General features: G+C 63.2%; 13 protein-coding genes. 9 read left to right on the top strand and 4 right to left on the bottom strand.

The window, feature by feature from the left end; all coding sequences use genetic code 11:
- Positions 1 to 206 precede the first annotated feature (206 nt).
- A complete protein-coding gene (locus JQK88_RS34915; protein WP_192251205.1) occupies positions 207 to 785 on the top strand; it encodes a GNAT family N-acetyltransferase in 579 nt (192 codons plus the stop codon).
- A gap of 125 nt (positions 786 to 910) precedes the next feature.
- On the opposite strand, the gene JQK88_RS34910 is transcribed toward JQK88_RS34915, so the two are convergent.
- The 3 genes from JQK88_RS34910 to acnA all read right to left on the bottom strand — a co-directional run bounded on the left by JQK88_RS34910 (position 911) and on the right by acnA (position 5,549).
- Positions 911 to 1,300 carry a DUF2794 domain-containing protein gene (locus JQK88_RS34910; protein WP_192251208.1) on the bottom strand — a complete coding sequence of 130 codons (390 nt, stop codon included), beginning with the start codon at positions 1,298 to 1,300 and terminating at the stop codon, positions 911 to 913.
- 428 nt (positions 1,301 to 1,728) lie between these two features.
- A complete protein-coding gene (locus tag JQK88_RS34905; protein ID WP_192251211.1) occupies positions 1,729 to 2,523 on the bottom strand; it encodes a DUF1223 domain-containing protein in 795 nt (264 codons plus the stop codon).
- A 335-nt stretch (positions 2,524 to 2,858) separates the two neighbouring features.
- On the bottom strand, positions 2,859 to 5,549 hold the full coding sequence (gene acnA / locus JQK88_RS34900; RefSeq protein ID WP_192251214.1) for an aconitate hydratase AcnA: 2,691 nt from the start codon (positions 5,547 to 5,549) through the stop codon (positions 2,859 to 2,861).
- Positions 5,550 to 5,834: 285 nt separating this feature from the next.
- Between acnA and ccmA the strand changes: the two genes are divergently transcribed.
- The 6 genes from ccmA to JQK88_RS34875 are packed head-to-tail and all read left to right on the top strand — an operon-like array spanning position 5,835 to position 9,095.
- On the top strand, positions 5,835 to 6,443 hold the full coding sequence (gene ccmA, locus JQK88_RS34895; protein ID WP_203281098.1) for a heme ABC exporter ATP-binding protein CcmA: 609 nt from the start codon (positions 5,835 to 5,837) through the stop codon (positions 6,441 to 6,443).
- Between the two features lie 52 nt (positions 6,444 to 6,495).
- Complete coding sequence (ccmB, locus tag JQK88_RS34890) at positions 6,496 to 7,161, top strand: heme exporter protein CcmB (protein ID WP_203281096.1); 666 nt, start codon at positions 6,496 to 6,498, stop codon at positions 7,159 to 7,161.
- Positions 7,148 to 7,270: a hypothetical protein gene (locus tag JQK88_RS37090; protein WP_281408580.1), complete on the top strand. Its 123-nt coding sequence runs from the start codon at positions 7,148 to 7,150 to the stop codon at positions 7,268 to 7,270. The genes ccmB and JQK88_RS37090 overlap by 14 nt, the downstream gene beginning before the upstream one ends.
- Positions 7,267 to 7,458, top strand: coding sequence for a heme exporter protein CcmD (gene ccmD / locus JQK88_RS34885; RefSeq protein ID WP_112560085.1), 192 nt, complete (start codon positions 7,267 to 7,269; stop codon positions 7,456 to 7,458). The genes JQK88_RS37090 and ccmD overlap by 4 nt, the downstream gene beginning before the upstream one ends.
- Positions 7,455 to 8,036 carry a DsbE family thiol:disulfide interchange protein gene (locus JQK88_RS34880; protein ID WP_192251223.1) on the top strand — a complete coding sequence of 194 codons (582 nt, stop codon included), beginning with the start codon at positions 7,455 to 7,457 and terminating at the stop codon, positions 8,034 to 8,036. Before ccmD ends, JQK88_RS34880 begins: the two co-directional genes overlap by 4 nt.
- Positions 8,037 to 8,051: 15 nt before the next feature.
- Positions 8,052 to 9,095, top strand: coding sequence for a DUF2332 domain-containing protein (locus tag JQK88_RS34875; RefSeq protein ID WP_203281094.1), 1,044 nt, complete (start codon positions 8,052 to 8,054; stop codon positions 9,093 to 9,095).
- A 10-nt stretch (positions 9,096 to 9,105) separates the two neighbouring features.
- On the opposite strand, the gene JQK88_RS34870 is transcribed toward JQK88_RS34875, so the two are convergent.
- Complete coding sequence (locus tag JQK88_RS34870) at positions 9,106 to 9,273, bottom strand: hypothetical protein (protein WP_112560088.1); 168 nt, start codon at positions 9,271 to 9,273, stop codon at positions 9,106 to 9,108.
- 285 nt (positions 9,274 to 9,558) lie between these two features.
- Between JQK88_RS34870 and JQK88_RS34865 the strand changes: the two genes are divergently transcribed.
- Together JQK88_RS34865 and JQK88_RS34860 are read left to right on the top strand one after the other, a co-directional pair.
- Positions 9,559 to 10,479 (top strand): SMP-30/gluconolactonase/LRE family protein, encoded by a 921-nt coding sequence (locus tag JQK88_RS34865; protein ID WP_203281092.1) that lies wholly within the window; start codon positions 9,559 to 9,561, stop codon positions 10,477 to 10,479.
- 165 nt (positions 10,480 to 10,644) lie between these two features.
- Entirely contained in the window at positions 10,645 to 10,851 is a 207-nt protein-coding gene (locus JQK88_RS34860; RefSeq protein ID WP_127280266.1) for a tautomerase family protein, read from the top strand.
- Positions 10,852 to 10,999 lie beyond the last annotated feature (148 nt).

Here is a 10,999-nt window from a genome sequence, read left to right as displayed (position 1 = left end):
TGATCAGCCGGAACCAACTGATCCAACGTTACCATCTCAAGTGCGGTCTGTTCAGGGGCGGGTCGCTTCAACATGACCCAGTGAATCAAAAACCCCCGGCAAATGCCAGGGGTTTGTCAGCAGTCTGAGGGCGGCCTAACGGCCGCCCTTTTCTTTTGTGCCGGCCTTTGCTGTGATGCCAGGCAGATGAATCGTTTGCACAAATTATGAGCATTATTACCATACGAGCCGCGCTGGAGGGCGACCTCGACCGAATCACCGAGATCTACGCCGATGCGGTGAGGCATGGCACGGCGAGCTATGAACTGGAGCCGCCGAGCCGCGCCGAGATGGGCGCGCGCTTCGACAGCCTGACAACTGGCGGCTTCCCCTATCTGGTGGCGGAAAAGGACGGCGGGCTGCTTGGCTACGCCTATGCTGGCGCGTTCCGCCCGCGCCCAGCCTACCGCTTCATCGTCGAGGATTCGGTCTATGTCGCGCCTGACGCCAAAGGCCGGGGCGTCGGGCTGCTGCTGATGCAGGCGCTGATCGAGGCGTGCCGGGTCGCGGGTTTTCGCCAGATCATCGCTGTGATCGGCGACGGTCACGCCGACAGCGCGTCGGTTCGGTTGCATGAAAAGCTTGGCTTTCGCCATTCCGGCCGTCTGGAAGGTTCCGGCTACAAGCATGGGCGCTGGCTGGACACAGTGTTCATGCAGCTGCCGCTGAATGGCGGGGCAACGGCTCCGCCCGATCCGGATTCGCTGCCGGAGCGGAAATTTCGCGAGAGTCTTGGCGGGAAATAGACTGGGAAACTTAGGATTTGGGAACTGGAGAATTGATGAACTGAAGAATTGGAGAAAAAAGGGACTCAGTCCTGGAGAAATCCCGTCTTCTCAATTCCTCAACTCTCTATTTCTTCAATTCCCACTCAGGCCTCGACAACTCTCAGCTTGGGATCGAACACGCCGAGCACGCGGCCGAGTTCCTGGCCGCGCTTGAGGATGCGGCCGCCGGCAGCGATGACGGCGAACGCGCCTTGCCGTCGCGCGAGTTTCGGATCCTTGACGATCTGGAACAGCGGCACTTCGCTGGCTCGGCGGAAGACCGAAAACACAGCGCGATCAGCGAGATGATCGATGGCGTAGTCGCGCCATTCATTGGCGGCGACCATGCGTCCGTAGAGTCTCAGGATCTCATCGAGTTCACGCCGGTCGAAGCGAACCGGCTGGTCGAGGCGTTCGCGTCGCGCCTCCTGCAGCGGGATCAATATTGCGGATGAGTCCCCATCCTCCGCTCCACCGCTGCTGCGATCGGTCATACCGCGATCCCTTTAAAAATGAATCTCGCTTGCAGAAGTTGGCGTGTTCGCGGTGGAATTGCAAGACCCGGCTAACCATCCCCGGGCTGCGCTGTTTTCGCAACGTCCAGTCACTTTTATAAAACGCGGTGTTTGAATTGGTGATGCTCCGCCACATTCCTGCCTTATTTTATCCGCGCTCATGCCCCAATGTCCGACGAATTTACCGGCGTTGCCTGAGACGGTTCGGTCCGGCACCGGCTCGTAAACCCCAAGCCCCCCGCCCACGGGTCTGCGTCGGATCGAACCAACCTCGGACTTTCCTTAGGGAGAGACCGGGTGCGACGATCCCAAAACCTAAATGACCGACGTCAGAAGCAAGCTGACGTCGGTTTTTTGTTGGGCGATGCGCTTCCCTTCTCCCACAGGGGGAGAAGGAAGAGGTGGCGCTACGGCTTGTGAATAAACGCGGCGCCCAAAATCGGGCCGGGCAGGCCGTCCTTGCCGACCGATTGCAGCAGCACGGCGCAGCCGCCTTTCTTGGCGATCTCGGTCATCGGCAACTCATAGCGCTGCGCCTTGCCGTGCCACATGCCGGCGGTCTGGATGCCGGTGACGGCGTTCCAGTAGGTCATGCTGCGGCCAGTGTTCTCGCCCTTGGCGATGGTAACCGTCTGCGGCGGTTCGAAATAGACGATGACGACATGGGCGTCGCTCGGGCCGCTGCCGGCGTCGCCGGTGTCGATCATGACGCGGTCGCTGGTGCGGCTGACCTTGATGCTGACCCGCATGCCTTCGCCGGACTTCTCCATGCGGGCAAGCGCACCGTCGACCTCCCTGCGGCTGGCGCCGTTGACATGGCTGCGACCATTGATGACGGCTTGCGGCGTGTACACCGAGCGGGTGCCGAAGGCGCGCATATAGTCATATTGCCGGTCAGTGTTGTCCTTGTTGCTCAGCGTGTCCTGCCAACCGAGATAGTCCCAGTAATTGACGTGGTAGGCGAGCGCGACGACGTTGTCCTTGGCTGCCAGCTCGGCAAAGAAAGCGTCGGCCGGCGGACAGGAATTGCAGCCCTGGCTGGTGAAAAGCTCGACGACGCCCAAGGGCCTGTCAATCTGGGGCTTGTCGGTCTGCGGCTTGTCGGCCTGGGTGGCGCCGGACTCCTCGGCAAACCCGGTCCCGGCAAGCGCCGAGAAGGCCAGCGCGAAAGCCGCAAGCCGGAGAGGTTGTCGAGGTGCCATGGCCGTTCCGATTCCCGCCGGTGACGCCGGCCTTGTTCTGGTTGCCCAGATTTGTGGCAGAAGCGACAGTCAACGGGAAGTCACGTTGCGGTGAAATTTTTGCTGCCGCAACCGCGGGTATGGCCGCTACAGGACGGTGCACTTCACCGCCCGGTTCGATCGGGAGCATGGCATCAGGAGCTTGCGGCAGATCTTGCTGAGCCCAGCCGGTTTTTACTGCAAGCAAACAGGGCGGAACTTCCGTGCGCCCGGCCAATGCTTTGGAAAGACTGGGCGGTAGGCAGTATGCAGTAGGCAGTAGGAGGCCTTATTCCCTACTGCCTACGCCCTGTTCCCTACGCGGCCAGATCGCGCAGCACGTATTGCAGGATGCCGCCGTTCTTGAAGTAGTCGAGTTCATCCAGCGTATCGATGCGGCAGATGATCGGCACGTTCTTCACCGTGCCATCGCCATAGGTGATCTTGGCGATCATCGTCTGGCGCGGCTTGATGGCGCTCAGGCCGTCGATCTCGACCATCTCGTCGCCCTTGAGGTTGAGCGAGGCCCATGAGGTGCCTTCCTCGAAGACGAAGGGGATGACGCCCATGCCGACCAGGTTGGAGCGATGGATGCGCTCGAAGGACTGGGCGATGACGGCGCGGACACCGAGCAGGTTGGTGCCCTTGGCCGCCCAGTCGCGCGACGAGCCGTTGCCGTATTCGACACCGGCGAAGATGACCAGTGGCACGCCTTCCCTTTTGTACTCCATCGCCGCGTCGTAGATCGATTCCTCTTCCTTCGACGGGTAGTGGATGGTGTAGCCGCCCTCGCGGCCGTTCTCGCCCAGCATGTGGTTGCGGATGCGGATGTTGGCAAAGGTGCCGCGCATCATCACCTCGTGATTGCCGCGCCGCGTGCCGTACTGGTTGAAGTCGGCAACGCCGACGCCATGGTCGGTGAGGTATTTTCCGGCCGGCGACGCCGCCTTGATCGAACCCGCCGGCGAGATGTGGTCGGTGGTGATCTTGTCGCCGAAGAGACCGAGCACGCGCGCGCCCTTGATATCGCCGATCTTGCCGAAACCGGCGGTCATCCCAGCGAAATAGGGCGGGTTCTGCACATAGGTCGAATTGTCGTCCCAGGCATAGGTCTGGCCTTCCGGCACCTTGACGTTCTGCCAATACTCGTCGCCCTTGAAGACGTCGGCATATTTGCGGGCGAACAGCTCGCGGGTGACGTTCTTCTCGATGAACTCCTGGATCTCGGCCGAGCTCGGCCAGATATCCTTGAGGTAGACCGGCTTGCCGTCGCGGCCTTCGCCAAGCGGTTCGGTGGTGAGGTCCTTGGTGACCGTGCCGGCCAGCGCATGCGCGACGACCAGCGGCGGCGACGCCAGGTAGTTCGCCTGCACGTCGGGCGAGACGCGGCCTTCGAAATTGCGATTACCGGAAAGGACCGCGGCAGCGATCAGGCCCTTGTCGTTGATGGTCTTGGAGATCGGCGCCGGCAGCGGGCCGGAATTGCCGATGCAGGTGGTGCAGCCGAAGCCGACCAGGTTGAAGCCGATCTGGTCGAGCTCCTTCTGCAGGCCGGATTTTTCGAGATATTCGGCGACTACCTGGCTGCCGGGCGCGAGCGACGTCTTCACCCAGGGCTTTTGCTTGAGGCCGAGGCGGTTGGCGTTGCGCGCCAGCAGGCCGGCGCCGATCAGCACGCTCGGGTTGGAGGTGTTGGTGCAGGAGGTGATGGCGGCGATGACGACGTCGCCATGGCCGAGATCATGGTCGGTGCCTTCGACGGCGTAGCGCTTGTGGATTTCGGCGGCCTTCTTGTATTCAGTCTCCATCGCCTTGGCGAAGCCGGCCGGAATGCCTTCCAGCGCAACGCGGCCTTCGGGGCGCTTGGGGCCGGCCATCGACGGCACGACCTCGCTGAGTTCAAGCTCGAGCAGGTCAGTGAAGACCGGATCGGCCGAGCCGGAGTCACGCCACATGCCTTGCGCCTTGGAATAGGCTTCGACCAGCGCGATGCGGCTTTCCTCGCGGCCGGACATTGTGAGATAGCGGATGGTCTCGCCGTCGACCGGGAAGAAGCCGCAGGTGGCGCCATATTCGGGCGCCATGTTGCCGATGGTGGCGCGGTCGGCCAGCGTCATGTTGGAAAGGCCGGGGCCGAAGAACTCGACGAACTTGCCGACGACGCCCTTCTTGCGCAGCATCTGGGTGACGGTGAGCACGAGGTCGGTGGCGGTGACGCCTTCTTTCAGCTTGCCGGTGAGGCGGAAGCCGATCACTTCCGGCAACAGCATGGAGACCGGCTGGCCGAGCATGGCGGCCTCTGCCTCGATGCCGCCGACGCCCCAGCCCAGCACGCCAAGGCCGTTTATCATCGTGGTATGCGAATCGGTACCGACGCAGGTGTCGGGATAGGCGGTGGTTTCACCGTCCTCGGTGTTGGTCCAGACGACCTGGCCGAGATATTCGAGGTTGACCTGGTGGCAGATGCCGGTGCCGGGCGGCACGACGCGGAAGTTGCGGAACGCTTGCTGGCCCCATTTCAGGAACTTGTAGCGCTCTTCGTTGCGCTCATATTCGAGCTCGACATTGCGGGCGAAGGCCATCGGCGTGCCGAATTCGTCGACGATGACCGAATGGTCGATGACGAGGTCGACCGGCACCAGCGGGTTGATCTTCTGCGGATCGCCGCCGAGCGCCTTGAGGCCGTCGCGCATCGCCGCGAGATCGACCACCGCTGGAACGCCGGTGAAATCCTGCATCAGGACGCGGGCCGGGCGATACGCGATCTCGACGCCTGCAGTGCCCTTGTCGGTCAGCCAGCCGGCAACCGCCTGGATGCTCTCCTTGGTGACGGAGCGGCCGTCTTCATTGCGCAAAAGGTTCTCCAGCAGCACCTTCATCGAATAGGGCAACTGGGCGATGCCGGTGAGGCCGTTCTTCTCGGCCTCGACCAGATTGTAATAGACATAGTCCGCGCCACCCACGGTGAGGGTGCGGCGGCAATTGAAACTGTCGAGGGATTTTGACACGTGCGGTCCGTCCTTGTCTGTTCAGCCTGAAAGGGAACGGACGCCGATGGGCATGCAATCACGCGCAAAGGTGCGGGTACGGCCATTTCCGCTGTCCGCTCCCAAGCAACCCGAGCCGTTCAAGGCGGCGCGTGCGCTGGTTCGGCGCAAATTCTGTTCCCATGCCGACCGCTGGCACGGATGTCCCGCATATAGAGAATTTTCTGGAATAGTTCTAGACAGTCGACAGGCAATTTTGTGCGATGCGGCAGCTGTCGCACGGTAAAGTTTTCGGGACGGGCAAGGATGCGGCTGATCGCCGAAAATCTGGGCGGCGAACGCGGCGGCGAGACGGTCTTTTCCGGCATCGGCTTTGCGCTCGAGAACGGCCAGGCGCTGGTCGTCACCGGACCGAACGGATCAGGCAAATCGACGCTGCTCAGGACCATCGCCGGGCTGCTGCCGAGGGCTGAAGGCGATGTGCGAATCGAGGGCGGCAGCGAGACGTTTCCGACGATCGCTTCGGCCGTCCATTATCTCGGCCATCTCAACGCGATGAAGACGGCGCTGAGCGTGATGGAGAATCTGCGCTTCTGGCGCGATTTCAATGGCGATGGCCAGTTGGGTGTCGAAGAGGCGCTGGAGACGGTCGGTCTCGGCGGCATCGGCTATCTACCGTTCGGGTACCTGTCGACCGGGCAGAGGCGGCGAGCCGCAATAGCGAAATTGCTGGTCAGCCATCGGCCCTTGTGGCTGCTCGATGAACCGACGGCGGGGCTGGACAAGGCTTCGGAGGAAAGGTTCGCGGGGCTGATGGCGAGGCACTGCGCGGAGGGCGGGATTGTTGTCGCGGCGACGCATCTGCCGCTGGGGTTGGATGGGGCGCAGGCGTTGGCGATGGGGGAAGCCGCTTGATGTCGGTCCTCTACGTGCAAGAACGCCTTCCTCAACAAAGGACCACGTCGTAATGTGGTCCCTCTTCCTCCGCGACATCCGCCTCTCCATCCGTGCCGGCGGCGGAGCGTTGACTGGCGTCATCTTCTTCCTCGCCGTCATCGCCACCATCCCCTTCGGCGTTGGGCCGGACCTGAAGCTGCTGGCCCGTATCGGTCCGGCGATCCTGTGGATCGGCGCTCTGCTCGCCTGCCTGCTCGGCCTCGACCGGCTGTTCCAGGCCGACCGCGAGGACGGGTCCCTCGATCTTCTGGTGCTGGGCAATGACCGCCATATGCTGGCGCTGACGGTGCTGGTGAAGTGCCTGGCACATTGGGCGGGGAGCGTTCTGCCGCTGGTGGTCGCCGCCCCTCTGCTCGGCCTATTCATGAACATGGAGCCACTCAGCATCGGCGCGACGGCGCTGACCCTTCTGATCGGCACGCCGGCAATCACCTTCATCGGTGCGGCGGGCGCGGCGGTGGCGGTGGCGCTGCCGCGCGGCGGGCTGTTGATCTCGGTGCTGGTGCTGCCGCTGACCATTCCGGTGCTAATCTTCGGCGTGTCGGCCAGCTACGGCGCGGTGGCCGATCCCGACCCGTTCGCGCAGCCCTTCCTCATTCTTGCCGCGCTGACGCTGTTTCTTGCCGTGCTGGGGCCGGTGGCGGCAGCGCTGGCGCTGCGGCATGGAACGGATTGACGTGGCGGCTGCGGCGCAGCGGCCAATTGCGAAGCCGAAGCTGCAAAGCTATGGGAAGGCCATGATCGAGCACGGCGAAGCGACAGCGGAAGGGAAGCGGGCTGCATGAGCGCACACGCCCTTTATGTCACCGCCGCCTATTGCATCACGGCGATCGTGCTGGCCGGACTGATCGGTTGGATCCTGCTCGACCAGCGTGGCCGCAAACGCGAACTGGCAGAACTAGAGGCAGCAGGCGTACGGCGGCGTTCGGACAAGGCCAGCACCGGGGCCAGCACTGGGGCCAACAAACCATGAGCACGGAAAGCGAAACGCCGGCGCCGCCGCGCCGCCGCCTGATTGTGCTGTTGCCGCTGCTGGTTTTCCTCGGCCTTGCGGGGCTGTTCCTGTTGCAGCTTTTGTCGGGGCGCGACGAGGCGGAAGTGCCGTCGGCGCTGCTTGGCCTGCCGGCGCCGCAGACCAATTTGCCGGCGCTGGAAGGGTCAAACCTGCCCGGCCTCGATTCAAAAACCTTCGCCGGCAAGGTGACGCTGGTCAATGTCTTTGCATCGTGGTGCGCGCCGTGCCGGGAAGAACATCCGGTGCTCCTGGCGCTGTCGCAAGACAAGCGCTTCGTCATGGCAGCGCTGAACTACAAGGACGAGCCGCAAAACGCGCGCCGGTTCCTCGGCGATCTCGGCAATCCGTTCCAGGCCATCGGCGTCGACGAAGCCGGCCGAACGGCCATCGACTGGGGTGTCTACGGCGTGCCGGAAACCTTCGTCATCGGCAAGGATGGCAAGATCGCCTACAAGCATGTCGGGCCGCTGACGCCTGATACGGCGCAGACGCTGCTTTTGCCGGAGATAGAGAAGGCGCTGGCGGCACCGGGCTGAGGCACCGGAAACGCGATGGACGAACGAGACATCCGCGATCATTTTCTGGCTCAGGCGAAAGGCTGCGACGGGCTTGGCTCGCCGTTCACCGCGAAACTATGCCGTGCGCTGGCCAAGGTTCTCGACGCAAACACCAGGACCGGGCAGGCGGTGCTCGGCTGGCCGGGCGACGCGCGCGCCGACGGCCTCTCATTGCGGCTCTGCGGCGCGCTGCACGCGTTGGTCCTGACGGGTGCAGATGAGCGACTGACACAACTTTATCCGCCCAACCAAACAAGCGAAGATGAGATCGCGGCGGTGCTGCCGGAAGCAATTGCGCGATCCGACGAGCGGATCGTCGCTGGCCTCGCCGGCGCCCCGCAGACGAATGAGATCGCCCGGTCGGCGATGCTGCTGCCTGGATTTCTGACGGTCGCGCGCGAAACCGGCTTGCCGCTGGATCTGTTTGAGATCGGCGCCAGCGCCGGGCTCAATCTCCTGTTCGACAGCTTTCACTATCGCTATGGCGATGCCGAGTGGGGCGACCCGGCCTCCCCCGTCCGGTTGGCGCCGGAGGTGCGTGGCCGTGCTGTTCCGCTGACTGGAGACATCAACGTTCGCCACCGCTCCGGCTGCGACATCGCGCCGGTCGACTTCGCCGACGCGGCCGCGCGGCTACGGCTTCGGTCCTTCATCTGGGCCGATCAGGGAGCGCGGCTGGCCCGGCTCGACGCCGCGCTGTCACTTGCCGAAAAGTTGCCGCCGCTGCTTGTCAGGGCGGATGCAGCGGAGTTTGTCGAGAAGGCGCTGGCCGCACGGCAGCAGGGCGGCGCCTTCGTGCTCTATCATTCGATCATGTGGCAATATTTGCCGCGGGCGACAAAGGATGCCATCACCGCCACCCTGGAGCGGGCGGGCAGACAGGCCACGGCCGATGCGCCTATCGCAAGGCTGAGGATGGAGCCGCGCGATCCCACAAAGAAGTGGGCAGTGCTCAGCCTTACCCTATGGCCGCGCGGCGAGACACGCCGCCTGGCCCATTGCGATTACCATGGCCGTTGGATCGAATGGATCGGCTGAGCCCGTTCGCTCAGCCGTAGATCTGCTTGCGGACCTGGTAGAGCATTTCCGAGCGATCGGCGCGCAGGTCGGCGAGGTCGCGGCCGGAAAGGTTCTCGATTTCGGCGACGAGGCGGTTGTAGTGCTTGCGCTTGGCAATCGAGGTGCGCGCGCGGGTCATGAGACTGTCGAAGATCATAGCAAGGTCCTTTCGTGCCGCATATCAGCGGCGAATTTGTTCCTCCCTTGACTGTACGCAGCATGACATAGGAATGGTGCGATGCAAAAAGAAGATGTTGCAATGCACCATTGCACAGAGCGCATAGCCGGTTAATGCAGCGCTAACATCACCGACCCGGCCGGGCAGGCTGGCGAGCCAGCCAGGCCGCATGCCTTTTGTCTTACAAATTGCGCATGCGCCATCTTGCCTTCTCGCCCGCAGGCTGGCTTGATCCGCGCGTCACGTGATGCCCGGAGGAAAAGCATGGCGGCCGCAGACCATTACGAAATTCTCGATCCGCGTTTCGCGCGGATGTTCAATGGCAACGCGCAGGTGGAAAAACTGTTCACCGGATGTCAGTGGGCGGAAGGGCCGGCCTGGTTCGCTGCCGGCCGCTATGTGGTCTGGTCCGACATCCCCAACAATCGCATGCTGCGCTATGACGAGACCGACGGTAATGTCAGCGTGTTCCGTCAGCCCTCCGGCAATTCCAATGGCAACACCGTCGACCGCCAGGGCCGGCTGGTGACGTGCGAGCATTCGGGCCGCCGCGTTAGCCGCACCGAGTATGACGGCTCGATCACCACCATCGCGGCCAAATGGAAAGGCAAGCGGCTGAATTCGCCAAATGACGTCGTGGTGCGCTCCGACGGCTCGATCTGGTTCACCGATCCGAGCTACGGCATCGACACTGACTATGAGGGCGACAAGGCCGAGAGCGAAATCGGCGCCTGCTACGTCTACCGGGTCGATCCCGACAGCGGCGAGGTCGAGGCTGTCATCACCGACATGGTCCGGCCGAACGGGCTTGCCTTCTCGCTCGATGAAAGCCAGCTCTATGTCGTCGACACCGGCCGCACCCATGGCGCACAAAACCCGGCGCATATGCGGGTCTTCAACATCGGCAAGGGCGGCAAGAAAGTGTCGGGCGGCAAGGTGTTCGCCGACTGCACGGCCGGCCTGTTCGACGGCTTCCGGCTCGACGAGGCCGGCCGCATCTGGACCAGCGCCGCCGACGGCATCCACTGCTACGATCCCGACGGCACGCTGATCGGCAAGGTCAAGGTGCCGGAAGTCACCGCCAATTGCGTGTTCGGCGGCAACAAGCTGAACTGCCTCTACATCGCCGGCACGACGTCGCTTTACATGGTGCGGCTGATGGTGAATGGAGCCAAGACCTATTGAGGCTGCTGGAAACACTTCTCTGGCGGCCCTTGATGGCGCTCCTGCGCATGCCCGCGACGCCGGTTGCGCTGCGGCTGCCGGAACCACCGCCATGCGGTTCGCCGGAGCGGATTTCGAAGCCGTCTGCCAGTGGCGGCATCAGGCACACCTCAAGGGGAGGACGTCATGCCATTCGTCAACATCCGCATCGTCAAGGAAGTGATCGCCGCTGATCCGGCGGGCAAGAAGGCTGACATCGCTAGAAAGGTAACGGCGGCCATCATGGACGCCACCGGGCTCGGCAACGACGATGTCTGGGTGGTGTTCGAAGAGGTCAATGCGCGCGACTGGTATGTCGGCAAGACCGATGTCGAGACGCTGCGGAAGGGGTAGACGCCTTCCTTCTCCCCTTGGGGGGCCTGTTGCGTAATTGGCTGGTTGTGATTCTCTGAAGGCGAAAGCCGGGAGAGTCGCAATGGCGGTTAAGCGGACGGGACAATTGAGCCTGGTTGAGGCATTTCTGGGTGACAGGCTTGCGAGC

The organism is Mesorhizobium caraganae (genome assembly GCF_016836705.1).
GTDB lineage: Bacteria > Pseudomonadota > Alphaproteobacteria > Rhizobiales > Rhizobiaceae > Mesorhizobium > Mesorhizobium caraganae.
Note: the sequence above shows the minus strand (reverse complement) of the source record. Positions and strands in the feature narration are given on the sequence as shown.